Annotated in this window: 26 protein-coding genes; 12 read left to right on the top strand and 14 right to left on the bottom strand. The window is 69.9% G+C overall.

What is annotated here, in order from left to right:
* Positions 1-9: 9 nt before the first annotated feature.
* The 4 genes from AJAP_RS18815 (at position 10) to AJAP_RS18800 (ending at position 3385) form a co-directional block, all read left to right on the top strand.
* Positions 10-468: a peroxiredoxin family protein gene (locus tag AJAP_RS18815; RefSeq protein ID WP_038513476.1), complete on the top strand. Its 459-nt coding sequence runs from the start codon at positions 10-12 to the stop codon at positions 466-468.
* A gap of 32 nt (positions 469-500) precedes the next feature.
* Positions 501-1106 carry a TetR/AcrR family transcriptional regulator gene (locus tag AJAP_RS18810; protein WP_038513474.1) on the top strand — a complete coding sequence of 202 codons (606 nt, stop codon included), beginning with the start codon at positions 501-503 and terminating at the stop codon, positions 1104-1106.
* A complete protein-coding gene (locus tag AJAP_RS18805; RefSeq protein WP_038513472.1) occupies positions 1090-2709 on the top strand; it encodes an acyl-CoA dehydrogenase family protein in 1620 nt (539 codons plus the stop codon). The genes AJAP_RS18810 and AJAP_RS18805 overlap by 17 nt, the downstream gene beginning before the upstream one ends.
* A 244-nt stretch (positions 2710-2953) precedes the next feature.
* Positions 2954-3385, top strand: a complete 432-nt coding sequence (locus AJAP_RS18800; RefSeq protein ID WP_051972820.1) for a hypothetical protein — start codon at positions 2954-2956, stop codon at positions 3383-3385.
* Positions 3386-3389: 4 nt separating this feature from the next.
* On the opposite strand, the gene AJAP_RS18795 is transcribed toward AJAP_RS18800, so the two are convergent.
* A complete protein-coding gene (locus tag AJAP_RS18795; RefSeq protein ID WP_038513468.1) occupies positions 3390-4553 on the bottom strand; it encodes a 4-hydroxybenzoate 3-monooxygenase in 1164 nt (387 codons plus the stop codon).
* Positions 4554-4620: 67 nt separating this feature from the next.
* Between AJAP_RS18795 and AJAP_RS18790 the strand changes: the two genes are divergently transcribed.
* Complete coding sequence (locus tag AJAP_RS18790; protein WP_038523385.1) at positions 4621-5268, top strand: DUF4865 family protein; 648 nt, start codon at positions 4621-4623, stop codon at positions 5266-5268.
* Here the strand turns inward: AJAP_RS18790 and AJAP_RS18785 are convergent.
* Entirely contained in the window at positions 5205-6365 is a 1161-nt protein-coding gene (locus tag AJAP_RS18785) for an SWIM zinc finger family protein (RefSeq protein WP_038513465.1), read from the bottom strand. The two genes, AJAP_RS18790 and AJAP_RS18785, sit on opposite strands and share 64 nt — an antisense overlap.
* Complete coding sequence (locus tag AJAP_RS18780) at positions 6362-9079, bottom strand: DEAD/DEAH box helicase (RefSeq protein ID WP_038513463.1); 2718 nt, start codon at positions 9077-9079, stop codon at positions 6362-6364. The genes AJAP_RS18785 and AJAP_RS18780 overlap by 4 nt, the downstream gene beginning before the upstream one ends.
* A 68-nt stretch (positions 9080-9147) precedes the next feature.
* Between AJAP_RS18780 and AJAP_RS18775 the strand changes: the two genes are divergently transcribed.
* A complete protein-coding gene (locus tag AJAP_RS18775; protein ID WP_038513460.1) occupies positions 9148-9942 on the top strand; it encodes a TetR/AcrR family transcriptional regulator C-terminal domain-containing protein in 795 nt (264 codons plus the stop codon).
* Positions 9943-10032: 90 nt separating this feature from the next.
* Here the strand turns inward: AJAP_RS18775 and AJAP_RS18770 are convergent, their stop codons facing one another.
* From AJAP_RS18770 to AJAP_RS18750, 5 genes are read right to left on the bottom strand one after another with little or no spacing between them, the layout of a single operon-like run.
* Positions 10033-10260, bottom strand: coding sequence for a hypothetical protein (locus tag AJAP_RS18770; protein WP_038513457.1), 228 nt, complete (start codon positions 10258-10260; stop codon positions 10033-10035).
* Positions 10257-10793 (bottom strand): hypothetical protein, encoded by a 537-nt coding sequence (locus AJAP_RS18765; protein WP_038513454.1) that lies wholly within the window; start codon positions 10791-10793, stop codon positions 10257-10259. The genes AJAP_RS18770 and AJAP_RS18765 overlap by 4 nt, the downstream gene beginning before the upstream one ends.
* Complete coding sequence (locus AJAP_RS43015; protein ID WP_084098233.1) at positions 10777-12177, bottom strand: WXG100 family type VII secretion target; 1401 nt, start codon at positions 12175-12177, stop codon at positions 10777-10779. The genes AJAP_RS18765 and AJAP_RS43015 overlap by 17 nt, the downstream gene beginning before the upstream one ends.
* Positions 12174-12476: a hypothetical protein gene (locus AJAP_RS18755; protein WP_228694979.1), complete on the bottom strand. Its 303-nt coding sequence runs from the start codon at positions 12474-12476 to the stop codon at positions 12174-12176. The genes AJAP_RS43015 and AJAP_RS18755 overlap by 4 nt, the downstream gene beginning before the upstream one ends.
* A gap of 21 nt (positions 12477-12497) precedes the next feature.
* On the bottom strand, positions 12498-13436 hold the full coding sequence (locus AJAP_RS18750; protein WP_038513450.1) for a hypothetical protein: 939 nt from the start codon (positions 13434-13436) through the stop codon (positions 12498-12500).
* 43 nt (positions 13437-13479) lie between these two features.
* Here AJAP_RS18750 and AJAP_RS18745 point away from each other — a divergent pair, with 43 nt between their 5' ends.
* The 3 genes from AJAP_RS18745 (at position 13480) to AJAP_RS18735 (ending at position 16692) form a co-directional block, all read left to right on the top strand.
* Complete coding sequence (locus AJAP_RS18745; protein WP_038513446.1) at positions 13480-14616, top strand: glycosyltransferase; 1137 nt, start codon at positions 13480-13482, stop codon at positions 14614-14616.
* Complete coding sequence (locus AJAP_RS18740; RefSeq protein ID WP_038513444.1) at positions 14613-15845, top strand: RNA polymerase sigma factor; 1233 nt, start codon at positions 14613-14615, stop codon at positions 15843-15845. Before AJAP_RS18745 ends, AJAP_RS18740 begins: the two co-directional genes overlap by 4 nt.
* Before the next feature lie 73 nt (positions 15846-15918).
* Entirely contained in the window at positions 15919-16692 is a 774-nt protein-coding gene (locus AJAP_RS18735) for an alpha/beta fold hydrolase (protein WP_038513441.1), read from the top strand.
* Positions 16693-16751: 59 nt separating this feature from the next.
* Here the strand turns inward: AJAP_RS18735 and AJAP_RS18730 are convergent, their stop codons facing one another.
* Positions 16752-17243, bottom strand: coding sequence for an anthrone oxygenase family protein (locus AJAP_RS18730; RefSeq protein WP_038513438.1), 492 nt, complete (start codon positions 17241-17243; stop codon positions 16752-16754).
* A 32-nt stretch (positions 17244-17275) separates the two neighbouring features.
* Positions 17276-18103, bottom strand: coding sequence for a Rossmann-fold NAD(P)-binding domain-containing protein (locus AJAP_RS18725; protein ID WP_038513436.1), 828 nt, complete (start codon positions 18101-18103; stop codon positions 17276-17278).
* 80 nt (positions 18104-18183) lie between these two features.
* On the opposite strand from AJAP_RS18725, the gene AJAP_RS18720 reads away from it, so the two are divergent.
* Positions 18184-19122, top strand: a complete 939-nt coding sequence (locus tag AJAP_RS18720; protein WP_038513434.1) for an AraC family transcriptional regulator — start codon at positions 18184-18186, stop codon at positions 19120-19122.
* On the opposite strand, the gene AJAP_RS18715 is transcribed toward AJAP_RS18720, so the two are convergent.
* Positions 19101-20054: a helix-turn-helix transcriptional regulator gene (locus AJAP_RS18715; RefSeq protein ID WP_038513432.1), complete on the bottom strand. Its 954-nt coding sequence runs from the start codon at positions 20052-20054 to the stop codon at positions 19101-19103. The two genes, AJAP_RS18720 and AJAP_RS18715, sit on opposite strands and share 22 nt — an antisense overlap.
* Positions 20055-20170: 116 nt before the next feature.
* Between AJAP_RS18715 and AJAP_RS18710 the strand changes: the two genes are divergently transcribed.
* Positions 20171-20809, top strand: a complete 639-nt coding sequence (locus tag AJAP_RS18710) for an SDR family NAD(P)-dependent oxidoreductase (RefSeq protein WP_038513429.1) — start codon at positions 20171-20173, stop codon at positions 20807-20809.
* 5 nt (positions 20810-20814) lie between these two features.
* Here the strand turns inward: AJAP_RS18710 and AJAP_RS18705 are convergent, their stop codons facing one another.
* The gene (locus tag AJAP_RS18705) at positions 20815-21618 is read right to left on the bottom strand and encodes a pentapeptide repeat-containing protein (RefSeq protein ID WP_038513426.1); all 804 of its coding nucleotides are present in this window, start codon (positions 21616-21618) and stop codon (positions 20815-20817) included.
* A 261-nt stretch (positions 21619-21879) separates the two neighbouring features.
* Here AJAP_RS18705 and AJAP_RS18700 point away from each other — a divergent pair, with 261 nt between their 5' ends.
* Positions 21880-23061: a S8 family peptidase gene (locus AJAP_RS18700; RefSeq protein ID WP_321167124.1), complete on the top strand. Its 1182-nt coding sequence runs from the start codon at positions 21880-21882 to the stop codon at positions 23059-23061.
* An 80-nt stretch (positions 23062-23141) separates the two neighbouring features.
* Here the strand turns inward: AJAP_RS18700 and AJAP_RS18695 are convergent, their stop codons facing one another.
* Together AJAP_RS18695 and AJAP_RS18690 are read right to left on the bottom strand one after the other, a co-directional pair.
* Positions 23142-24320: an IS30 family transposase gene (locus AJAP_RS18695; RefSeq protein ID WP_228694848.1), complete on the bottom strand. Its 1179-nt coding sequence runs from the start codon at positions 24318-24320 to the stop codon at positions 23142-23144.
* Between the two features lie 371 nt (positions 24321-24691).
* Entirely contained in the window at positions 24692-25558 is an 867-nt protein-coding gene (locus AJAP_RS18690; RefSeq protein ID WP_228694978.1) for an SGNH/GDSL hydrolase family protein, read from the bottom strand.
* Positions 25559-25662: the final 104 nt, after the last annotated feature.

Genomic DNA, 25662 nt, shown 5'->3' with positions numbered 1-25662 from the left:
AGTTCTTCAATGCTGGAAATCGGTTCCGCTGTCCCTGATGTCGTTCTGGAGGACACGTCTGGGCAGGTCGTGCGGCTTGCGGAGTTCCGTGGCACGGGGAACGTGCTGATCTATTTCATGCGGTCGACCTCGTGCCCGGTGTGCAACGGCCATGTGAAGGATCTCGTGGGGCGCGCGGAGGAGCTGGCCGCCGCCGACGTGCGGGTGCTGGTCGCCGTCCCCGAGGAGCGGGCGGAGGCCGAGGCGTGGCGGGCGAAGCGCGAGGTGCCCTTCCGGGTGGTGACCGGTCGGGGCGGGACGCCGCACGAGGCCTTCGGGCTGGGGAAGAAACTGCTGCAGCAGTCGGGCAGTGTGCTGTTCGACCGGGACGGGGTGGTCCGGCACGCGCATGCGGCGACGATGCCGACCAGTGCTTATGACAAGAAGGGCATCGCCAAGGCCGTCGAAGGGCTCGCCAAGGTGCGTTGACTGAAGGTGTGAATCGGTGCTTCACTTCTTGGGTGCCGTATCGACGTACACCGAAGGTCCAGGAGCGTTTGGACGCTCAGCGCGACGCCGTCCTCGCCGCCGCCATGGAGCAGTTGGCCGAGCGCGGGTACGCGGGCTGCTCGGTGTCGGCGGTCGCGGAACGGGCGGGGGTGGCGGTCGGCAGCGTGTACCGCCACTACCCCACCAAGGCCGCGCTGGTCGTGGAGCTGTTCCGCAAGGTCGTCACGCGCGAGGTCGAAGCTGTGCGCGAGGTGTCGGAGCGGCCCGGTACGCCCGCGGAGCGGGTTGTGGCGGTCTTCGACACCTTCGCGAGCCGGGCGTTGAAGACGCCACGGATGGCGTACGCGCTGCTGGCCGAGCCTGTCGACGCGCCGATCGAGGCCGAGCGGCTGGTGTTCCGGCGCGCGTTCCGTGACGTCGTGGCCCAGCACGTGGCCGACGGTGTCCGGTCCGGGGTCCTGCCCGCCCAGGACGCGGACGTCACCGCGGCGGCGCTCGTCGGCGCGGCCGCCGAGGTGCTGATCGGCCCGTTGACCACCGGCAGTGCGGACGAGGTGTCCGGGCTGCGCACTTTCGTCCTGCGTTCCTTGGGAGGTTCCGATGCCGGTCACTCATGAGGTCACCAATCAGGTCCCGCCGCTGGCGGAGTACGACGTCGCCGCCGATCCGGCCTTGCTGGAAGGGCTGGAGCGGGCGGGCGCGGGCTGGGCGGTGGCCGAGGTGCACGCCCTCGGCAGGCTCGCCGGGAGTGAGCAGGCGCAGGAGTGGGGCAGGCTGGTCAACGAGAACGAGCCGGTGCTGCGGACGCACGACCGGGTCGGGAACCGGATCGACGAGGTCGAGTTCCACCCGTACTGGCACGAGCTGATGGACGTCGCGGTGTCCTACGGGCTGCATGCGGCGCCGTGGCGGGATCCCCGCCCGGGCGCGCACGCGGCGCGGGCGGCGAAGATGTACGTCTGGGGCCAGGTCGACGCGGGGCACACGTGCCCGATTTCGATGACGTACGCGGCGGTGCCGGCGCTGCGGTTCAATCCCGAGCTGTCCGCGCGGTACGAGCCGTTGCTGGCGGCGACGGAGTACGACTTCGGGCTGCGTGAGCCGAGTTCGAAGCGCGGCCTCATCGCCGGGATGTCGATGACGGAGAAGCAGGGCGGGTCCGACGTCCGGGCGAACACGACCACGGCGCGTCCGCTGGGTGACGGTAGCTATGTGATCGTCGGGCACAAGTGGTTCACCTCGGCGCCGATGTCGGACATGTTCCTGACGCTGGCTCAGGCGCCGGGCGGGCTGTCGTGTTTCCTGCTCCCCCGTGTCCTGCCGGACGGCTCGCGCAACGGGATCCGGTTGCAGCGGCTGAAGGACAAGCTGGGCAACCGGTCCAACGCGTCGTCGGAGATCGAGTACGACGACGCGATCGGCTGGCTGGTCGGCGAGGAGGGCCGCGGGGTGCGCACCATCATCGAGATGGTCAACAACACCCGGCTGGACTGCGCGGTCGGCAGCGCCGCGGGGATGCGGTACGGCGCGGTGCGGGCGATCCACCACGCGCGGCATCGTCGTGCGTTCGGGGCGAATCTGGTGGATCAGCCTTTGATGGGCAACGTGCTGGCGGACCTCGTCGTGGAGTCGGAGGCGGCGACGACGGTCGGGATGCGGCTGGCGTCGGCCACCGACCGGCCGGAGGACGAGCAGGAGCAGGCGTTCCGGCGGCTGGGGCTGGCGGTGACGAAGTACTGGGTGTGCAAGCGTGGTCCGTCGCATGCGGTCGAGGCGCTGGAATGCCTGGGCGGCAACGGGTACGTCGAGGAATCGGGGATGCCGCGGCTCTACCGCGAGGCTCCGCTGATGTCGATCTGGGAGGGTTCGGGCAACGTCGCGGCGCTGGACGCGCTGCGGGCGATGGCGAAGCAACCCGAGTCGGTGGCGGCGTATTTCACCGAGGTCGAGCAGGCCTCCGGTGCCGACGCGCGGCTGGACGACGCGGTGGGCAGGCTGCGCAAAGAGCTGTCCGATCTGTCGGACATCGAGTACCGGGCGCGTCGGCTGGTCGAGTCGATGGCGCTGGTGCTGCAGGGTTCGCTGCTGGTGCGGCACGGGACGCCGGCCGTGGCCGACGCGTTCTGCGCGTCGCGGCTGGGCGGCGACTGGGGTGTCGCGTTCGGGACGCTTCCGTCCGGAGTGGACACGCGGGCGATCGTCTCGCGCGCGGAGGTCTGAGCGCGTCGTACGCGTGCGCGATCGGCGATCTCGCGTGATTGAAGGGCGCACTCGCGTGATCGGAGGCGGATCTCGCGTGATCAGGCGGCGAACACGGCCGGGACTCTCGGTGCCCGTATGACCACGTGCTGCGGCGGTCCGGCCGATTCACCCGGCCGGACCGCCGCCGAGCACTGCGAACAGCCGCAGGATTGCGGAATTCGGGTGCATGCAAGGGCTCTCGGGTCGGCTACGTTCCTCGGTCATGGTCGATCGCCGAAGATGCCTGGTCCTGGTCCCCGTGGCGCTGTTCGCCGCCGGCTGTGCGACGGCCGCGCCGACGCCGATCTTCGCGGCGGCGAGTTCGACGCCTTCCGTGGAGAGCGCGCCGATGCTGGGGGCGGCGGCCCCGTCCGGTGCGCCGTTCGTGGCGGCGGACGGACGGGATCTGAGGGCCTGCGCCGACGGTGAGTGCGAGGTGCTCGTCCGGACCGGCGACCAGATCCCCAACGACGGCGGCGCCGGACCGCTCTCGGTCGCGGTCCAGGCCGGGAAGGTGGGGCTCGCCCCGGCCTCGGGCGGGATGGGCGCCGCGGTGTCCGGTCCGCCGGGGATGGCCCATCAGATCAACCGCCAGGTGATCGTCGTCGTCGCGGTGCAGGGCGACGAAGGGATCGTCCGGCTCAGCCGGAAATAGCCGCTCAGGTCAACCCGGCGACGAATTCGCTCAGCAGCCGGTTCGCCGTCGCGGAGTTGTACAGGCGGTCGAAGTCGGCGCGCGCCACCCGATGCCGGAACTCCCCTCGGTGAGACGGATCGCCGGCGTCGTGGACGGTGTCGGTGAACCAGGTCGCGAAGGCCTGGTAGTTCCACACTTCACGCAGACGGTCGTCTGAGTACGCATCGAGCGGACCCGTGTCGCCCTCTTTGTAGTAGTGGATAAGCGCGTCGGCGAAGGCGTTGGCGTCGTACAGCGCGAGGTTCATTCCCTTCGCGCTCATCGGCGGGATGATGTGCGCGGCGTCGCCGAGCAGGTGGAGCCTGCCGTGGCTCATCGGGCTGAGCACTTCGCCACGCAGCGGCAGTAATTGTTTCTCCACGATCGCGCCCGTTGTGGCGGGTGGTTCACCGAAGCGCGTTTCGAGTTCGCTCCAGATCCGTTCGTCCGGCCAGTCTTCGGTGGTGTCCTCGAGCGGGCACTGGAGGTAGAACCGGCTCGCGCGCGGACCCCGGGCGAACTGGGCCGCGAATCCGCGCCGGTGGATCGCCATCACGGTCTGGTGGGTGGCGGGTACGTCGGCGAGGACGACCAGCCACGCGTAGCCGTATTCGTGGGTGTGGCGGGTGATCCTGTCCTCGGGGATGGCGGCGCGGGAGGCGCCGTGGTTGCCGTCGCATCCGGCGATGAAGGCTCCTTCGACGATCGTCCCGTCGCCGAGCCGGACGCATGGGCGTTCGCCGATGTCCTCCACGGAAACCTCGGTGTCGAACCGCAGGTCGCCTCCGTCCTCCTCGAACGCGGTGATGAGGTTCCGGACGAGGACCTGTTGAGGGCAGAGCCTGCCTTCCCCGTGTTCTTCGAGGGAGAGCGTCAGGGGCCTCGGCTGTCCGTCGACGCGGAAGCCGAGCGTCGGCTTGATGGGAGTCCCGCCGACCACGCGGTCTTCGAGGCCTCGTTTCCGGAAGACGCGCGTGGCCCTGGTGTCGATGACCCCGGCGCGCTGCCGTCGCTCGACGTACTCGCGGCCGCGCCGTTCGAACACGACACAAGGGATTCCCTCGCGCAGGAGGAAGTTGCCGAGCGCGAGTCCGGCTACGCCCGCTCCGACGATCAGGACGGGTCTGTGCTCGTTTCCTGTTGTCATGCTTCAAGTTTCGGCAGCACCACGATCTGGGGCGAAGACGATCTCTGTACCTACTAGTATGTACGGCATGCATGCGATGCAGTACGAGATCACCCTCCCCGCCGACTACGACATGGGCATCATCCGCGACCGCGTCGCCACCCGCGGGCATCTGCTCGACGACTTCGGCGGCCTGGGGCTGAAGGTGTACGGGATCCGTGAGCGCGGCGTCGACGGCTCGACGCTGAACCAGTACTCGCCGTTCTATCTGTGGCACGACGAAGCCGGGATGAACGCCTTCCTGTTCGGCGGACCGTTCAGCGGCATCGTCGAATCCTTCGGGCGTCCCGCCGTGCAGCACTGGACCGTGCTCGGCTTCGAGGAAGGGCCCGCGTTCGGCTCGTCCCCGGTCGCGGCGGGAAAGCACATCGTGCGGATCCCCGACGAGACCGACCCGGTGGCCTTCCTCGGCGAAGCACTCGACGGGCTCCGCGAGCACCTGCGCCAGGACGGCGCGCATTCGGGCGCGCTGGCCGTCGACCCGCGGACCTGGCAGGTCGTCCGCTACAGCCTGTGGGCGGACGAGGCACCGGAATCCGACGAGGTCCGGTATCAGATCCTCCACCTGTCCTCGCCGCACCTGGAGCAGCTGCGGCGAGGACGGCAGTGGGATCAGCCGAGCAACGCGGCGAACAACGCGCCCGGATCGGCTTCGGGCGGACCAGCGGGCCACTGATCCCGGTACGGGTACCAGAGCCCGTCCTTGCCCAGCCGCACCTGCACCCCTGTCCCGTGAACGGTGCAGCGGTTGCGTTCGACGTCCAGTCCTTCGCCGGGATCGTCCACGACCTCGGCGAAGGCGGCCCGTGCCCGGCCCATCGCCTGCGACGGCGGCGTCCATACGGTCTCCAGGGCGTCGAGACCGGCACGGCCGCCGTGCCGCCACGCGAGCACCGCGCGATCGAAGTCCTCACCGTGCTCGGCCGGGCGCAGCCTCTCCACGGTCTCCGGGCGAGTGGCGGCGAGGCGGACGGCGTCCTGCTTGCGGGTGAGCTTCGGCTGCGACGCCAAGAGCGCACCGGCCATCTGTCGCGCGTTGTCGATCAGCAGGGCGAAGGCCTCGGCCGGGATCTCGGGCGCCCCGGGCACGGTCGGGCCTCCGGTGGGCGCGAACGCGGCGAGATCCGGCAACGGGCCGGGCTCGCCGGCGTACGCCCGCTCGGCGTCGATGTCGTCGTCCCCGGTGCGCACGAACCGGGGCGCGTTGCGCCGCTGCAGCTCGTCGAGCAGCTCCCGCTCCCCCTTGCCGCGCATCAGCAACAGCACGAACGGGTCGGCGTCGAGCAGCCACGACGCCTGGAACGACAGCGCCGCGGCATGGCGGCACGGCAGCTCCCAGCCGGGGCAGTCGCAATCCGGATCGAGGTCACCGATCCCGGGCAGCAGATGCACCCCGGCGTCGTCGGCGGCCTCGACGAGGTCGTGCGGCATGTCCCGGTCCAGCAACGCGGCGAGATGCCCGGCACGCGAGGCGACCCGGTCGAGGAAGCGGTCCCACTCGTCACCGGTCAGCTCCGCGAGCCGGACCTCGGTGCGGTACTGCCCTTCCTGATCGTCGACCACCGCGGCGATCCGCCCCGGGCTGACCGTGATCGGACCGACCCGGCCCGCCGCGGCGTACTTGCGGCCCTGTTTCAGCTGCCGCAGATCCAGCGCGGTGTCCTCCATCGCGCTGATCCACGCGCGACCCCACCACGAGCGAGCGAACTGACCTCGTCCACCCTGAGCGCCGAAAGCGGGGAAACCGCGGACGCGATCTTCAGGCGTGCTCATCGGCGGCTCCTCAACTCGACCAGATCGGCCAGCTCCTCGTCGGTCAGTTCGGTCAAGGCGGCCTCGCCGCCCGCGAGCACCGCGTCGGCGAGCGCACGCTTCTCCCGCAGCATCGCCGCGATGCGGTCCTCGACGGTGCCCTCGGCGATGAGCCGGTGCACCTGCACCGGCCGGGTCTGCCCGATCCGGTACGCGCGGTCGGTCGCCTGGTCCTCCACCGCGGGGTTCCACCAGCGGTCGTAATGCACGACGTGATCGGCGCGCGTCAGGTTGAGCCCGGTCCCCGCCGCCTTGAGCGACAACAGGAACACCGGCACCTCACCGGCCTGGAACCGGCGCACGAGATCCTCGCGTTTGGGCACCGGGGTGCCACCGTGCAACAGCTGCGTGCCGATCCCACGCTGCGCGAGATGCCGTTCCAGCAGCCGTGCCATGGCGACGTACTGCGTGAACACCAGCACCGCGCCGTCCTCGGCGAGGATCGTGCCCAGCAGTTCGTCGAGCAGCTCGAGCTTGCCCGACCGGCCGTCCAGCACCGCGTCCGAGGGCTCCTTGAGGTACTGCGCGGGATGGTTGCAGATCTGCTTGAGCCCGGTGAGCAGTTTGACGATCCGGCCGCGGCGCGCGATGCCCTCGCTCCCGGCGATCTCGGCCATCAGCTCGCGCACCGTCGCCTCGTACAACGCCGCCTGCTCGGCCGTGAGCGTCACCGGCCGGTCGGTCTCGGTCTTGGCGGGCAGCTCCGGCGCGATCCCCGGATCGGATTTGCGGCGGCGCAGCAGGAAGGGGCGGACGAGCCGGGACAGGCGCTCCGCCGCTTCCGGGTCCTTTCCGGACTCGACCGGTTTCGCCCATACCCGACGGAAATCGGCCATCGTGCCGAGTAGGCCCGGTGTCGTCCAGTCGAGGATCGCCCACAGTTCGGCGAGGTTGTTCTCCACCGGGGTGCCCGTGAGTGCCACCCGCGCCGACGACGTCAGCGTCCGCAACGCCTTCGCCGTGCCGGAGCGATGATTCTTGACGTGCTGGGCCTCGTCGGCCACCAGCAGTCCCCAGTGGACGGACCCCAGCGGTTCCGGATCCACGCGCAGAGTGCCGTAGGTGGTGAGCACGAAGCCGTCGCCGAGGTCTTCGAGTGAGCGTTCCGCGCCGTGGAACCGCCGCACCGGGACACCGGGGGCGAACTTGGTGATCTCGCGTTCCCAGTTCCCCAGCAACGAGGCCGGGCAGACGACCAGCGTCGGACCGTCCGCGCGATGCAGATGCAGCGAGATCAGCGTGATCGTCTTGCCGAGACCCATGTCGTCGGCGAGACAGCCGCCGAGCCCGATCGAGGTCATGGCGGTGAGCCACTGCAGGCCGCGCATCTGGTAATCGCGCAAGGTCGCGGCCAGGCCTCGCGGCGGCGCCTGCGGCTCCGGCGGGGCGAGCAGCCGCTCCCGCAACGCGGCGAGCCAGCCGTCGGTGAGGACGTCGACGCGTTCACCGTCGATCTCGGTGGTCCCGCTCAAGGCGGCACCGAGCGCGTCGATCGGCGTGAGCGGCTTGAGCGCGCGATCCCGCGCCTTCGCCGCGAGAGCCGGGTCGACGAGCACCCACTGATCGCGCAGGCGCACGACGGGACGGTGGGCCTCGGCCAGCGCGTCCATCTCGGCCGCTGTGAGCGGCGCACCGCCGAGGGCCAGCTGCCAGTCGAACTGCAGCAGCGTGCCGCCGGCGAAGAACGACGGAAGATCGGCGGGCGGCGCGTCACCGCCGCCGACCACCGCCTTCGCGCTCAGGTCGCGGGCGAGATCGGCGGGCCAGTGCACGTCGATACCCGCCGTGGCCAGCAGCGGCGCCGCGGTGGTGAGCAGTTCGGTGATGTCGGTGTCGCCGAGCCCGACCTCGTCGGGGACCGCCGCGCCGAGCAGGGGTTCCAGCGGCGGCCACACCTGCGCGGCCCGGCGCAGCGCCAGCATCACGTCGATCCGCGCCCTCGGACCGAACCGGTCGTCACCCGCCCAGAGCGCGGCGGCGTCGGCCAGGACACCGGGATCGGCCAGGCTGTGCACCTGGACGACCCCGCTGAACCGGCCGATCGTGAAGTCGTCACCCGGCGCTTCGATCCGTATCGAGACCCGGACCCCGGAATCCAGCCCGGCCGCGACCTCGGCCGCCCAGTCCCGCAACTGCGGAACACGGTGCGAAGGCGCCGCGGCGAACGCCTTCACCCCGGCCGCCTGCGCGGCGGCGGGCGTGCGGGGAAGGGTGTCGGCCACGGCGTCGAGGAACGCGCGCAGCAGCGGATACCGCGCCGGCAGGAGGTTTCCCTCGCTCGGGATCGCCCGCGCTCGCGCGGGCATCGCTTCGGACAGCTCGCGCAGCCAAGCGGCGTCGGCCGGTTCCAGCGGGCCGGCGCGCCAGGCGTCCACATCGGACTCCGTGAGCCCGGGAAGCAGCCTGCCCGCCTCGGCGAGCTTCAACGCCGCCGTGGCGGCCGTGCTCCAGAAACGCGCGGAGTCGTCGTCGCTCTCCTTGAGACGCAGCAGCGCCGGAAGCGCCTCGGCCATCGGCAGCCGGACGCACGGCACCGTGGTGATCTCGGGGAGAGCGACCGTCACCTCCCCGGCCCCCGGCGTGTTCCTCTCGGCGTTCCAGAAGACGAATCCGCTGGTCCGAGGGGGATTTTTCGGTTCGAAAGCGACACTGCCGAAGCCGTCGTGAGACGCCACTCAACCCCAATCTCTGTACGGTGTACAGTTCAGGATAACACAACTCTGTACACCGTAGAGAGAACGTGATGACGGACGCGGACCACACCGGGGCGGGCGACCCACGGCGGACCATCGAACTGCTCTGGGGCGTGCGTGAGAAACCCCGCCGCGGCCCCAAACCGAAGCTCACCGTCGACGAGATCGTCACCGCCGCGATCGAGATCGCCGACACCGAGGGCATCACCTCGCTGTCGGTGCGCCGGGGCGCGGAAAAGCTCGGCGTCTCCCCCATGACGATCTACACCTACATCCACAGCCGCGCCGAGCTGCTCGACCTGATGATGGACCGGGTTCATGGTGAGCTGACCGATCCGCCGGCCAGTCACGACTGGCGGGTCACGATGACGGTCCTCGCCGAGGACGCCTGGGAGATGTACCACCGGCATCCCTGGATGCTCCAGCTCACCACCGGCCGTCTCCCGCTCGGCCCGCACACCTTCGCGAAGCACGAACGCGAGCTGAAGGCCGTCGACGCGATCGGGCTCACCGACCTGGAGATGGACGCCGTCGTGGCGATGGTCAACGGCTTCGTCCAGGGCATCGCACGCGGTTCGGTGGAATCGGCGAGTCTCGTGCGGCGCTCCGGCCTGACGGACATGGAGTGGTGGACGGCCAGCGCGCCCGTGCTCGCGGAGATCCCCGAAGCCGACGCCGGCCTCTTCCCGCTGGCGGCGCGCATCGGGCAGGCCGCCGGGGAGACCCACGGTGCGGCGAGCGCGCCGCTGCACACCTTCCGGTTCGGGCTGGCGCGGATCCTGGACGGGGTCGAGCAGCTGGTCACCGGTGGTTCCGGTACCTCGGGGACCGAGCTTCCCTCCTAAGCGTTCTCGCGTGATTGAGTGGACGACACGCGTGATCCGACGGACGACACACGTGACTGGACGGACGACACTGTCGCGGCCGTGGCCGGGTCAGTTACCGCGGCGGCGCAGCCGGCGGTAGAGCAGCCACAGCACCAGCGCGACCGGCGTCAGGACCGTCCCGAACAGGATTCCCGCGAACATCCCGTACCCGTGCGGATCCGACGACAGCCCGGTCGCGCTGAGCACCGCGCTGCCGACGAGCAGCACGATCACCGCCACGACACCGACGAACGCGCCGAGCACGACGCGTCGCACCACCGTCCGCGAGGCCGTCATGCCGGATCGGGAGTACAGACGGTCAGGAACGACTTCCGGTTCTCGCGCTGCACCGCCGCCGCGTCCATCCACCCGCTCCGGCCGAACAGGTAGCTCCCGGTCGGATGCCCGGCCGACTCACGCAGCACCTGGGCGACGTCGGCCTTGGCACCGAACGCCTTCGGACCGTCGACGGCGATGCTGACCGAGCCCGCCTTCGTCCAGTCGTACGCCGAGGGCAACGGTGTCCGGACTTGGAGACCACCGGCGTCCGAAGAGGAACCACCCAGCAAGTCCAGCCGCTCGACCCGCACACCCGGCCGCGGCGCAGCCCACACCTGCTCCGTGCTGTCCTGCGTACCGGAGTCGAAGGTCAGCCGCAGACCGGTGACGCCCTCGCAGGGGGTGCCCGTCCACAGTTTCAAGACGCCGCCATCGACGCGGAACCCGGCCTCCGGCGGCAGCGACGGCGCGAACTGCGCCTTGGTGTCACACGCCGCGGTCACCGCCACCACGAGCAAGGCGGCGCAGACCCGCTTAGTGATATCCGCCATCGGTGAGTCCCGCGTCTTCCTCGGTTTCGTTGCCGCCGGTGACCTTCTCCCACGCGTAGGAGGCGAGGAATCCGGCATAGCCTTCGCGTGCCCATTGCTGGGAGTGGCGCTCCTCGTGGTGCAGCAACCGATCCAGGTCGAGCGAGCCCTGGGACGCGCCGTTGTCGTCCTCGTACCAGGCGTGTCCCGACTTCGCCACCTCCCGCAGCTGCTGCGCCGGATCCTTCGCGTCGTCGATGTTCAGCATGAACGTGTCACCCCAGGCGGTCCCGCCCTGCTGGCTGAACTGGTCCTGGATGAGGTTCCCGCCCAGGCCCATCATCATGCCGTTCGGGGTGGTCGCCAGCCGCCCGCCGTTGCCGTGCACGAAACCCACGTCGTCGTCGTAGCTCCAGGAGTTCTCCCGCTGCCGGTCGGTGATCCGTCGCAGCTCCTCGGATCCATACGGTGTCGGCGCGAAGTCGGTCTTCTCGCCTCCGGCGCCGTAATCGGTGCCCGCGTTGAGGATGTAGGTCATCCGCACCGCCTTGGCGGCGTCGTCACCGCTGACGTCGGTCGGCATCAGGAAGTACGACTTGTAGGTCCCGTCGCCGTCCTCGTCCTCGCGGATCTCTTCCATCCCGTCGAGGACCTTGAAGTCCTCCGGCGTGATGTCGTGGTCGTCGGCGATCTTCTTGATGGTGTCGATCGATACACCCCGGCGGACGGCGTTCTCGAGCCACTGCCGATAGTGGCCGGACGCGGGTGGCCCGCTCAGCAGCCCGGCGTCGCGCAGCGCCTGCTCCATCTCGATCACACCGGCGTCGATCTGCCCGCCCTTCTTGGCGCCTGCCAGGTCGGTCGCCTCGTGGTCGCTGATCTGGCCGTCCTGCACGAGCCGCATCACCCGGGCGAGGGCGGCGTCGATGCTGTTCGCCGTGGTGAGGATCGCCTTCGATTCCTGCTCCAGCTGCTTCCGGATGGTCTCGCGGTGCCGCTGGGACTCGGCGCGCTCTTCGGCCTCGAACCGTGACTTCGGCGGCGGGTCGGCGGGTTTGCCGTCCACGATGGCGCCGTCGGCGGCGACGCTGAACTGGTAGGTGCCGGCGAGGGAATCGTTGTTGGCGACCCTGGTCTTCAGCGCGGACACGTCGTCCGACGCGTTCTGCAGGGCACGTTCGACGGCGGACAGCTCGGCGATCAGGATCTCGGCCTTGTTCCGGGTGTCGCCCAGCGAATCGCGGGCGCGCTCGCCCGCAGGGCCACGCCAGTCGGGCAGTTTCCTGGCGTCGTCGAGTTCGTCCTGCAGCCCGACGAGTTTGTCCCGGCGGCCACCCAGATCGGTCGCCGCCGCGTGGAGTGCCTCGGCGTCCCATTCGCGGACGTCGCCGTAGCCGACCGTCATCCTCCGAACGCCTCCTCCGCGGAGTTCTCGTTTTCGGAGTACGCCTTGGCGGCCTTGGTGATCGATTCGCTCCAGCGGTCGATCTCGCCGGCCCACCCCTTCGCCCGCTCGGTGCATGTCGACGCCAGCGTGGGCGCGCCCTTGGCGGCCTCCCCGCCCGGCAACGCAGTCGCGATCGCACCCAAGCCGGTGCCCGGTTCCACGGCTCTGGCCTGGTCCGCGGCGGAACCCGCCGCCTTGGCCGCGGCCCGCAGCTGACCGATCTCGACCTCGTACCCGCTCACAGCTCGTGCCCCCAACCCTGGATGGTGAGCGGCACTCTACGTCAGCTCGGAACGCTCCACAGCCGATTCGCGCGAAGGGGTGGCAAGCCGCCGGACGACGTCGTCGTACCGCGCCTGATCGGCGGCCGCGCGGGCGTGTGCCCGCTCCAGCTCCTCGGCGAGAGCCGTCGCCCGGGCTTCGGCGAGGCTCCTGGCCGTATGTTCTTCCGCGAGGGACGCCCGAAGCCCTGCCGAGTCCTTTTCGGACACCGCCGCCCGCGCCTTGGCCTCGTCGAGCCGGTCCTGCAGGGCCGCGCGCTCCGCGGCCGCCCTGGCCAGTGCCGTGTCGCGCTCGGCCAGCTCCGTGGTCAGCCGGGTCTTCTCCTCACGCAGCGTCCGGAGCTCGGCGACCAGCTCGTCACGGGCACGTTCCGCCGCGACGGTCGCGGCTTCCGCGGCACCGCGGGCCCGTTCGTGCGCGGCGACCTCGGCCCACGAACGCTGCCGGGTCTCCTCCGCGTCCTTCAAGGCCTGTTCGGCGGCGCGTTCCGCCTTGACCTTCGCCGCCTTGTCGTCGCGGGACGCGGCCAGCGCGGTCGCGCGCGCCGTGTCGGCCCTCGCCGCCGCCTGCTGAGCGTCCTCGGCCTCGCGCCGGGCCGTCGCGGCGTCGGTCTCCGCTTCGGTCACCCGGCCCAGCGCCGCCTCTCCGGCGTCGTCGAACCGCGAACGCATCGCGTCCAGCAGTTCCACGAGCGACGACGCCGCCGGCGTGAACTCGTCGGCGATCCTGCGGACCTCCAGCAGCGGATCGGCCACGCTCGCCACCGCGGCCGCCCGCCGGGCCCGCGAGGCGGCGTCGGCGTGGGCCTTGCCGCAATAGGCCGAGGGACGGCCACCCTTGCGTTTCCCCTCGGCGTCCACCGCGGGAGGGGGCAAAGGATTCTCGCAGCCTTCCAGCGCGCACAGCCGGACCTCGTCGGCGTCCGTATCGATCACCGCAGCAGGGTAGCGCCGCCAGCCCGCCGATAGGGTCGCTGACATGCGTGTCCTGTTCACCTTCGCCGGCGGCAACGGCCACTTCCGGCCGCTGCTCCCCCTCGCCCACGCGCTCGCCGGCGCGGGCCACACGATCGCGTTCACCGGCGAGCCGCTGATGGTCCCGGTCGTCGAGGCGACGGGGTTCACCGCGTTCCCGTCGGGGCCGAACCTCGGCAGCGACGGCGGCGGACTTCGCCCGTTGCTCCCCGTCGACAGGGACCGCGAGGACAGCGACCTCCGTGACGGTTTCGTCCGCCGCACCGCGCCCCAGCGGGCGAAGGACGTCATGGCGCTCTGCGAGGACTGGGAACCGGATCTGCTCGTGTGCGACGAAGCCGATCACGGCGCGATGATCGCCGCCGAACGCCTCGGCCTCCCGCACGCCACCGTCCTGGTGATCGCGGCGGGCGTGCTCATCCGCGCCGAACTGATCGACGACGCGCTCAACGAGATCCGCGCCGTCCACGGCCTCCCGCCGCAACGAAACCTGGAGATGGCGTACCGGCACCTCGTGCTTTCCCCGTTCCCCGCGAGCTTCCGCGACCCCCGGTTCCCGTTGCCGCCGACCGCGCGGCCGTTCCACAGCCCCCTTCCCGGTCGCGGACCGGCGCCGGAGTGGCACGTCGAAGGCCGTCCCACCGTCTACTTCACCCTCGGCACGATCTTCAACACCGAATCCGGCGACCTGTTCGCCCGGGCACTGGCAGGCCTGCGGGAGGTCGACGCGACCTGTGTGGTGACCGTCGGGAACCTCGTCGATCCCGCCGAGTTCGGCCCGCAGCCCGAGCACCTCCACCTCACGCGGTACCTGCCGCAGGACGACGTCCTCCCGTACTGCGACGCCGTCCTCAGCCACGGCGGTTCGGGCAGCCTGCTCGGCGCGCTCGCCCACGGGCTGCCGATGGTGCTGCTCCCGATGGGCGCCGACCAGCCCCACAACGGCGATCGGGTCACCGAACTCGGGCTCGGCACCGTCCTCGACGTCATCGACGCGACACCGCGGGACATCCGCGACGCCGTGTCCACGGTGCTGAGGGAACCGTCCTACCGGGAGGCGGCAGGGCGGTTGCGGGACGAGATCACCGCGTACCCGGCGCCGGAGGAGATCGTGCCGCTGCTGGAAGGGCTCCTCAGGTGACCACCGAACTCGACGCCGCGATCACGCGGGCGTTCCGCGAGGAGTCGGGGCAGGTGATCGCCACGCTGATCCGCGTCACCGGCGACTGGGACCTCGCCGAGGAATGTCTCCAAGAGGCGTTCGCGCTCGCGTTGCGCACCTGGCCACGTGACGGCGTCCCGGCGAAACCCGGCGCCTGGCTGACGACGGCGGCCCGCAACCGCGCCACCGACCGGATCCGGCGAGAGGCCGTCGGCGCGGCGAAACTACGCGAAGCCGCCGAACTGAACGTCCCCGCCGAGCCGGACTGGGACGAGAGCGGCGTCCACGACGACCGGCTTCGGCTGATCTTCACCTGCTGCCACCCCGCGCTGCCGCTCGAAGGGCAGGTCGCGCTCGCGTTGCGGACCCTGGCCGGGCTCACCACCGCCGAGATCGCGCGCGCCTTCCTCGTCTCCGAGGCGACGATGTCGCAGCGTCTGGTCCGGGTGAAACGGAAGATCCGCACGGCGGGCATCCCGTACCGGGTCCCGCCGGCTGATCTGCTGCCCGAACGCACTGCCGCGGTGCTGGGGATGCTGTACCTGCTGTTCAACGAGGGCTACTCGGCCAGTGCCGGTACAGATCTGCTCCGGCCCGACCTGTCCGCGGAGGCCATCAGGCTCGCGCGGATCCTCGCGAGCCTGATGCCGGGAGAGCCGGAGGTCCTCGGGCTGCTGGCCCTGCTGCTCCTGCACGACGCCCGCCGCGCCACCCGCGTCGACGCGCAGGGCACGCTCGTCTCGCTCGAAGACCAGGACCGCGGCGGCTGGAACACCGCCGAGATCGCCGAGGGCACCGAGTTGCTGGAGACCGCGCTCCGTCACGGTGTCGCCGGGCAGTACCAGATCCAGGCCGCCATCGCCGCCTGCCACGCGACGGCCGCCCGCGCCTCCGACACCGACTGGGCGCAGATCGCCGCGCTCTACGGGGAACTGCTGCGGTTCGTGCCTTCACCCGTCGTCGAACTGAACCGCGCGGTCGCCGTCGCCATGGCCGAAGGTCCCGAGGCCGGGCTCGAACTGGTCGACAAGCTCACCGCGGACGGCGCTCTCCCCGGCTACCACCTGCTTCCCGCGACCCGCGCGGACCTGCTCCGGCGGCTCGACCGGCTCGAGGAGGCCGCCGGCGCGTACCGCGAGGCACTCGCGCTCGCCGGTACCGACGCCGAGCGCGCCTACCTGTCGGGAAAACTCGCCGAAATCTCCTGACTCCCGGCTGTCTGTCCGCGGCGTCACCGTTCGTCGGTGGGCGACAAGTCCGAAAAGAGGAAGGGGTCATCCGATGGCCGTTCTCGACGTCCCCGGCGCCCGGCTGCACCACACCGTGACCGGCAGCGGCCCGGTTCTGCTGTGCGTTCCCGGTGGCGCGGCCGATTCCGCGATGTTCGCGCCGATCGCGGGCCTGCTCGCGGAGCACTACACGGTGATCACCTACGACCCGCGCGGGATCTCCCGCAGCACGCTCGACGATCCGGACGGGGAGCAACGGATCGAGGCCCACACCGGCGACGCGCTGCGCCTGCTCGACAGCGTGAGCACGGAACCGGCGGTGATCTTCGCGTCCAGCGGTGGTTGCATGCAGGCTTTCGACCTCGTCACCCGTCATCCCGGGCGGGTCAAGACGCTCCTGGCGCACGAACCCCCGCTGACGAGCCTGCTGCCCGGCCGACCCGACGGTGACCCGGACGAACTGCAGCGCCTCCACCGCGAACAGGGCATCGAGGCGGCGATGGCCAAGTTCATGGCCGACGCCGGTTTCGAGATGGACTGGAGCGCGCTCCCGCCGGAGATGCGGACGAATATGGAGTTCTTCGTCGTGCACCTGATGAAGATGATCGGGGAGTTCACTCCGGACTACGAAGCGCTGAAGGCGTCGGAGACCCGGATCGTCGTCGGCGTCGGGAAGGACTCGGCCGGGCAGCCCGCGCACGAGGCGGCGGTGCTCGCGGCCGCCCGGCTCGGCGTGGAGCCGGTCTACTTCCCCGGTGACCACGGTGGTTTCGCGGCCGAGGCCGTCGCGTTCGCGCCGCAGCTTCTGGCGCTTCTCGACGCCTGATGTCAGGAAAGGGTCGTTCAAGACATCTTTTGTCCTGAACGACCCTTTCCTGACACACGTCAGGCGCGGACGTGCGCGATCAGCCCGCCCACCAGTGCCCCGAAACCGCCGATCGCGGCCAAGGTCCGGACCAGGTTCCACCGTTCCCAGACACCCTCGAACTTCGCCCGCAGGGCCTCGAAGTCGGTGCTGTCGCCGTCGAAACCCGCTTCGAGCGCGTTGTTCAGCGGCACGTTGATCGCCATCGTCACGATCAGCATCACCAGCAGCAGGGCGAACCCCGCGATGAGCCACGGCAGCGCGGGCCGCAGTTCCGCCTTGAAATGCAGTGCCGCCGCGGCCGCCGCGAGCAACGGCGCGCCGCCGAAGCTCAGCGCGAACCAGCCGTTGAGGATCGCGATGTTGATCTCCCGCATCCCCGTCACGTAGGTCCGGGCGTCCGCCCGCCCCAGCCCCGGCATCACCGAGCACGTGTACGCGTAGAACAAGCCGGCGATCAACCCCGCCGTGATGACGGCCGCGATCAGGACGATTTGGCTCAGTGTGGCCATTCCTGTCGCCTCCCTTCCGATTCCAGCTCGTTTCATCGATTCCAGACCCCAGTGGCCGCCGCTTTCGCGGCGTATTCGGAGAAGTCCCTCGCGGGCCTGCCCAGCACCCGCTCGACGTCACCGGTGAGCGAGGAGTTCCGGCCGTCGAGGATGCGCGTGAACAGGTCGGTCAGGCCCTCGATCTCCTCCTCCGGCACGCCCTGTTCGGCCGCTCCCGCCGCGAATTCCGCGGCGGAGACCGGAACGTACCGGACATCCCGCCCGGAAGCCTTGCCGATTTCCGCCGCCGCGTCCGCGAAACCCAGCAACCGGGGGCCGGTCAGCTCGTAGACCTCGCCGTCGTGCCCGTCGGTGGTCAGCGCCATGACGGCCACGTCGACGATGTCCTCGACGTCGATGAACGGCTCGGTCACCGGCCCGGCGGGCAGCACGATCTCCCCGGCGAGCACCGGTTCCAGCAGGAAGTGCTCGCTGAAGTTCTGCGCGAACCAGCTGGCCCGCACGACCGTCCACTCGGCACCGGACTCCCGGACACCCTGTTCGCTGACCACGGCCTCCTCCTCGCCGCGGCCGGACAGCAGGACCAGCCGCCGCACCCCGTGTTCCACGGCCAGCTTGGAGAAGTCGCGGATCGCTTCGGCGGCACCGGGGAAGGCCAGGTCGGGGTAGTAGGTCAGGTAGGCGGCGCTGATCCCGGTGACCGCGGCCGTCCAGGTCGAGCGGTCGTCCCAGTCGAACACCGGCCGTGAAGCCTTCCGGACGTCGATCCCCAGATCGGTCAGCCGCTGCGCGACCCGGCTCCCCGTCTTGCCCGTCGCGCCGAGGACCAGGACCGTCTCGTTGTTCTTCGTGTTTGTCATGGCACTAGTCAAGCGCCTACGAATGAGACGTAACATAGTTCAAAGGCTCTATTCCATGTTTCATCGTCTACCCTTGCGCTATGGATCCCCTCGCCGGTCTGCTCGATGGACCCCGCGCCCGCGGCGCGTTCCTGCTGAAGTCGGTCATGACCCCGCCGTGGTCGCTGCGGATCGAGGACGAGGCGCCGCTGACGGTGATGGCGCAGGTCCGTGGTGAGTCGTGGGTGGTGCCCGATCGCGGGGACGCGGTCCGCCTCGGCACCGGTGACATCGCCATCGCCCGCGGTCCGGACCCGTATCTCGTCGCGGACGACCCGGCCACCCCACCGCAGGCGATGATCCTGCCGGGACAGGAATGCCTGACGCCGGACGGGAAACACCTCACCGAGCTGTCGGATCTCGGCGTCCGGACCTGGGGCGACGACCCGGACGGCCCCGTTGTCCTGCTCACCGGCACTTATCCGCTCGAAGGCGAGATCAGCAAACGGCTCCTCAACGCGCTGCCGTCGCTGCTGGTCGTCCGGGACGAGGAGTGGGACAACCCGCTGGTGACGCTGCTCGCCGGCGAGATCGTCAAGGACACGCCCGGCCAGGAAGCCGTCCTGGACCGCGTGCTCGACCTGCTTTTGGTCGCGGCACTGCGGACCTGGTTCGACCGGCCCGACGCCGCCGCGCCCGCCTGGTATCGCGCGCACAGCGATCCGGTCGTCGGACGCGCACTGAAACTGTTGCAGCACAAGCCTTCCGAACCGTGGACCGTGGCGAGCCTCGCGGCCGACACCGGCGTGTCCCGGGCCGCGTTCGCCCGGCGGTTCACCGCCGCCGTCGGCGAACCGCCGATGGCCTACCTCGCGAGCTGGCGGATCGCGCTCGCCGCGGATCTCCTGCGCCAGCACCCCGACGTCACCATCGGCGCGGTCGCCCGGCAGGTCGGCTACGGCAGCTCGTTCGCGCTCAGCACCGCGTTCAAACGCGAACACGGTGTCAGCCCGCAGGGTTACCGCGCCGGCGTCGCGTAACGCTCGACCAGTTCCGCGCCGATCCGCGCGAGTTCCTCCTGGACCGACTCCGGGCCCAACACCTCGATCATCGAACCCCAGCCCGCGAGCTGCTGCGCGATCATCCACGCCACCGGCGCCGACACCGTCACCCGCACACGCCCGTCTTCGAGCGTTTCCTCGACACGTGCCTGCCGTCCGAAGTGGTCCTGGAGGATCGGCAGATGCCGCTCGGCGATGAGCACGGTCGCGTCCAGCCCAGAACGCCGATGCTCGACCCGGTCGACCACCTGCTCCCACGCCCGCGACAGTTCGAAGTCGTCCGGCCGCCCCGCGGGCAGGTCGCTGACCTCGGCATCGGACATGCGATCGACGCGGAAGGTGCGCTGCCCCTTCTCGGTGCCCGCGATGAGGTACCAGATGTCGTCCTTGTCCACGAGCCCCCACGGATCCACGACCCGCTCGACCGGCTCCGCGCCTTTCTTCGCGTAGCCGAACCGGACCTTGCGGCGGCGCACGATCCCGGCCTGCAGCACGGTGAGCAGCTCGGGCCGTTCCTTCTCCCGCTCACCCCACCGCGACGGATCGATGACGACGGCGTCCGCGGCGGCCTGCGCATCGGCGCGGAACGTGTCCGGCAGGGCCCGGACCAGCTTCCGCAGCGCGGATTTCACCTCGGGCGAGATCGACGCGGCCGGACCGGCGAGCAGGAACAGCGCCTGGGCCTCCGACGCGGACAGTCCACTGAGGTCGGTCCGCGCGCCGCCGACGAGCGACCAGCCGCCGCCCCGGCCGGGCTGCGGGTACACCGGGACACCCGCCGACGACAACGCCTCGAGGTCACGTCGCGCGGTGGCAACCGAGATCTCCAGTTCGTCCGCCAGTTCGGAAGCCGTGACGCGGCCACGCGCCTGCATCAACAGGAGGGTGGCCACCAGGCGATCGGCACGCATGGCGCCCAGTCTCGCAGGCAAACCGCTCATCCGGTGAACACTTTGCGGTGCGGACTTGACCTTCACATCGATGTCAGGCCCTACGGTCGGCGCACCTCACTCAGAAGGAGAAGCACATGGCAGGCGCAGTGATCATCGGCGCGGGACCGGGTATCGGCCGCTCGGTCGCGCACCGCTTCGCCAAGGAAGGGCTGCCGATCACCTTGCTGGCCCGCCGTTCGGCGACCCTGGAACCGCTGGCCGCCGAACTCGGGACCGCGCTGGCACTCACCGCCGACGTCACCGACGAGGCTTCCCTCAAGGCCGCTCTCGACACCGCGGTGCGGGAACACGGCGAGCCTGACGTCGTGGTCTACAACGCGGCGATCATCCAGGCCGACGCCCCCGGCGAGCTGTCCGTCGAACGGCATCTCGCGGCGTGGTCGGTCAACGTCGTCGGAGCGATCACCACCGCGGCGCACGTCGCGCCCGGGATGGCGAAGCGCGGATCGGGCACGATCATCGTGACCGGCGGGATGCCGGAAGCCGTACCCGCCTACACGAGCCTCTCGCTCGGGAAAGCGGGCGTGCGGGCGCTGGTTTCCCTGCTGGACAAGGAATTCGGCCCCTCAGGAGTACACGTCGCCACGGTGACCGTCGCCGGACCCGTCGCGAAAGGAACCCCGTTCGACCCCGACGACATCGCCGAGCACTACTGGCGGCTGCACACGCAGCCGCGAGAAGACTGGGAGCAGGAGATCATCCACACGGCGTAGCAGGCCTACCAGTGCGCCGGATGGGAAAGCGAGTCCGGCAGTTTCGTCGTCGCGTCGCCCTTCGCCGCGTCCAGTTGCGACTGGAGGAGGAAGAGCGTGTCACGGAAGTCCGCGCCGCGGATGTCGGCGTCACGCAGGTCCGCCCCGGTCACGTCGGCCTGCCGGAGATCGGCTCCCCGCAGGTCCGCGCCGATCAGATACGCCCCGCGCAGCAGCGCTCCGCGCAGGTTCGATCCCTTGAGCTTCGCGCCGATGAGGTCGGCGCCGCGCCGGTCCTTCTTCTTGCCCGGCACGGCGGCGCGGGCGAGCTCGCTCGCGCGCAGCAGCAGCCCGTTCACCGCGCCCCGATGCGAGTGGACGTCGAGTTTCCGCAGCACGCCGGGCGTGTCCAGCGTCATCCGTTCGGTCCGGTCGATCATCTCGGCCAGGTCGTCACGGATGGGCGCGGACGTCGGCAGCGAGGCCGCCTCGGTGAGGTAGTAGAGCAGCTCCTGCAGATCCCGCATCACCGGGAAGACCGCGAACATCGTCTTGGCCGTCTTCGGTGACTTGCGCCAGTCCTCGCCGTCGAAGGTGACCTGGGAGACCTTCTGGCCCGCGCCGAAGCAGTCGTAGACCGTGCAGCCGGTGAAGCCCTTCTTGCGGAGCTTGTCGTGGATGCCGCACCGGGAGTCCTCGCGCAGGTTCGGGCACGCCTGACCCGCCGGTTTGGTGATCGCGAAATCGGCCGACGCCGCGAAGGCCGGGACGACACAGCACAGGCCGAAGCAGTTCTCGCAGTCGGCTCGCAGGCTGGAAAGGGCTGGCACGGTGGTTCGGACTCCAGAAGCTCGGCAAGGTGTTCCAGCCACAGGGTACGGAGCACACTTTCCGTGCAGGGCACCCGCCGCCAATGGCCGCCAGACGAAGGTCGGGTCCTGCCCCATTCAGTCGATTCGGACATGTCATGCGCTCAATAACCTCGATCCCCGTGGGAATCGGCAGGTGCCGTCCCATGCGGTCGAGCTGGACCGCCTTTCCGCCGCTGTGGTCTTGACCGGCCGGTCCCCTGCGAACGACAGGACGAACACATGCGAGAGACGAGACAAGCGCGTTGGCTGTCACGTGCCGGGATGGCGAGCGCGGTCGCGGTGGCGATCAGCGTGACCGCTGCTCCCGCCCAAGCCGCCGAAGGACAGATCCTCGCCGCGGGATCCGCCGAAGCGATCCCGAACAGCTACATCGTCACGCTGAAGGACACCGGCGTCGTGGGCGCGCTGGCGAACCGCTTCGGCGCGAAGGTGGAGCAGGTCTACAGCAACTCGCTCAAGGGCTTCTCCGCGACACTGTCGGAGCGGCAGGCCAAGCGCCTCGCCGCCGACCCGTCGGTGGCCTCGGTCGAGCAGAACCAGGTCGTCCACGCGGACGCGACCCAGACCAACCCGCCGTCCTGGGGCCTCGACCGCGTCGACCAGCGCAACCTGCCGCTCGACAACAAGTACAGCTACACCAGCACCGGCGCGGGCGTGAACGTCTACGTCATCGACACCGGCGTGCGGATCAGCCACCAGACCTTCGGCGGCCGCGCCCGCAACGGCTACGACTTCGTCGACAACGACGCCGTCGCGCAGGACGGCAACGGCCACGGCACCCACGTCGCCGGCACCATCGCCGGTTCGCAGTACGGCATCGCCAAGGGCGCCACCGTCTACGGCGTCCGCGTGCTGAACAACTCCGGCAGCGGCACCACCGCCGGGGTCATCGCGGGTATCGACTGGGTCACCAAGAACCACGTCAAACCGGCCGCGGCCAACATGAGCCTCGGCGGCGGCGCCTCCAGCACGCTCGACGACGCCGTCCGCCGGTCGATCGCCGCGGGCGTCACCTACGGCGTGGCCGCCGGGAATTCCAACTCGAACGCGTCGGGCTTCTCCCCCGCCCGCGTGACCCAGGCGATCACCGTCGGCTCGGCCACCAACACCGACGCGCGCTCCAGCTTCTCCAACTACGGCAGCGTCGTGGACATCTTCGCGCCGGGCACGAACATCACGTCGTCGTGGAACACCAACGACACCGCGACGAAGACCATCAGCGGCACCTCGATGGCGACCCCGCACGTGGTCGGCGTCGCGGCCCGCTACCTGCAGAACAACAAGAGCGCCACGCCCGCGCAGGTGGCCACCGCGCTGATCAACGCGGCCACCCCGGGCAAGGTGACCAACCCGGGCTCCGGTTCCCCGAACCGGCTCCTGTACTGGTCGCCGACCGCCTGACCTGCTTGAGGTACGTGAAGGCCCCCTTCACTGCGCTAGACGCAGTGGGTGGATTCCAGGGATGGTTGCAACACGGGTGATCAACTGGTTTCGGTGAGGAGTTTGGTCAAGCGCTCGGCTGGGGTGTCCCAGCCGAGCGTTTTGCGTGGGCGGCGGTTGAGCTGGGCGGCGACGGCGGTGAGGTGGTCGGGGGTGTGGACGCTCAGGTCTGTGCCTTTGGGGAAGTATTCGCGGAGCAGGCCGTTGGTGTTCTCGTTGGAGCCGCGTTGCCAGGGTGCGTGGGGGTCGCAGAAGTAGACGGGCATGTTGGTGGCGATGCTGAATTCGTGGTGTCGCGCCATTTCCGCGCCTTGGTCCCAGGTGAGGGAGCGGCGTAAGTGTTCGGGCAGGGTTGTGATGGTGGTGACGAGGGCGTCGCGGACGTGTTCGGCGGTGCGGGATTGTCCGAGGTGGACGAGCATGACGTAGCGGGTGGAGCGTTCGACCAGGGTGCCGATCGCGGATGCTCCGTTCTCGCCGATGATGAGGTCGCCTTCCCAGTGGCCGGGGACGGCGCGGTCGTCTGCCTCGGCCGGGCGGTCGCTGATCATCACCATCGGCGTGGTGAACCGGGGCTGGCGTTGCTCGCCGTTGCCGCGGGGTTTGCGCTGGGTGCGGCCGGTGCGTAGCGCGGCTTTGAGTTCGCGGCGCAGCTCGCCGCGGCCTTGGACATACAGGGCTTGATAGATCGTTTCGTGGGCCACGTGCAGCTCCGGCTGGTCGGGGTGATCACGGCGCAGCCGGTTACTGGCTTGTTCGGGGCTGCACCGGTCGTCCAGCATGTCTTGGATCCGGTCCCGCAGCTCGGGGTTGGCCGCGATCTTGCCAGGTTTGGGCCGGGGCCGGCGAGCGTCGGCCCGGGCCTGCGCGGAATAGGGAAGATACTCATCGCTGGCGGGATCGGCGTTGCGGCCCAGTTCCCGGCTGACCGTCGAGGCCGGGCGGCCGATCCGGCGGCCGATCTCCCGGGGGCCGTGCCCGGCCCGCGCCAGATCCGCGATCAGAAGCCGCTCGTCCTGAGACAGAAACCAGGTGGACGGAACCCGTGCTCCGCCCGCAGGCAGGCGGTCCGAGGAAGGCGACTCCGGCACGGACGGGCACGACGGCGGGGCGGAAGGCCTGCCGGCCTTCCGCCCCGTCTGACTCGCGCGTCCTTGCCGCCACCGATGCCCGGTCCGGCGGTTGATCCCCACGATCCGGCACGCCTCAGCAGTGCCCATCCCTTGCGCCACAAGATCAAGATATGCCCGGCGCTCGGCAAGCAGCTTCTTCGGCCCCTGAGGCGACCGATCCATACGGATCTCGAACAACACAACCCCTGAACAACTCAGGTGTTGCAACCACCACTAGAACCCAAGGTGAAGGGGGCCTTCACGTACTGCTGGTGTGCCTGTAAGTCCAGTTTCGCGCGGGGTCGTGAGTGGCAAAGAGGGTTAGAACGACCATTGCCACTCACGACCCGCGGCCAGTACTACGCAAAGTACCCAACTCGGGCGCTTTGATCTCGAAAAGTGACCCTTTTTAAAGTCCGAGGGGGCGCGCTAGGCCTCGGTGGCGAGCCACGACTCACGAGACATGCCCGTCGACGGCGCTACAGCACCTTCCGGATACTCGGCACCACGGCCGCGAGACCGGCGGCGTTCGGGTGCAGCGGGGCGAAACTGTTGTTCACCACCGACGGGATCAGCCCTTCGATCCATTTGACGCCGATCGGCTGGCAGGCGTCGTGACCGATGCTCGGCGTCCGGATGTCGACGTACTTCGCGCCGTGCGCGGCGGACTGCTCGGCCATCCGCGCGTTGAGCCGGTCGATGTTGGCCTGGATGTAGTCGGCGTCCTGCGGCAGGACCGGGACGAGTGGCCAGCAGCCACCGGATTTGATCCCGGTCGGATAGCCCACCATGACGATCTCGGCCTTCGGCGCGCGCTGGCGGATCGTCTCGATCACCGTGCCGTAGGTCGCGGCGAAGGCGTCGATCTTGGTGGCGTACTTGTCCACCCCGCCCGTGGTGTTGGCCGCCTTGCACGAAGCACCCACCGGCAGCAGGTTCACGCACGACGTCGCGAGCCCGACCAAACCGATGTCGTTGCCGCCGATGCCGACGGTCACCAGTGTCGTGTCGGCCGAGAGCGCGTCGTACTGCGGCGGGTTCGTGCCGGAGATGATGCCCTTTTGCGGGTTGGTGAAATGGGCCGTGGTCGCGGCGCCACAGGTGACGTCGCGCAGTTCGTCGACCTCGATCTGCTTCGCCAGCAGACCCGCGTAGTTGATCGCCGACCGGGCGCAGGTGAGCAGATCGGACTGCGGCAGCACCACCGAGCCCGCTGAGAACGAGTCACCCATCGCGACGTACACCTGCCGCTCCGCCGAGGCGAGGGCCGGTGTCCCGATTCCGACGAGGGTCAGTGCGGTGCCCGCCACCGCGGCGATCCGGGCGATTCTTCCCCAGCGTGTCACTGCCGCCTCCTGCATGCGTCGTCGAATGCTGCGGTCAGCGTCCGCCGGAGCGGGCAGAACCACTAGAACGGAGGCGCGCGTTCTTGATCGGAGTTTTGTAGGTT

It is taken from the genome of Amycolatopsis japonica (assembly GCF_000732925.1).
Lineage (GTDB): Bacteria > Actinomycetota > Actinomycetes > Mycobacteriales > Pseudonocardiaceae > Amycolatopsis > Amycolatopsis japonica.
Note: the sequence above shows the minus strand (reverse complement) of the source record. Positions and strands in the feature narration are given on the sequence as shown.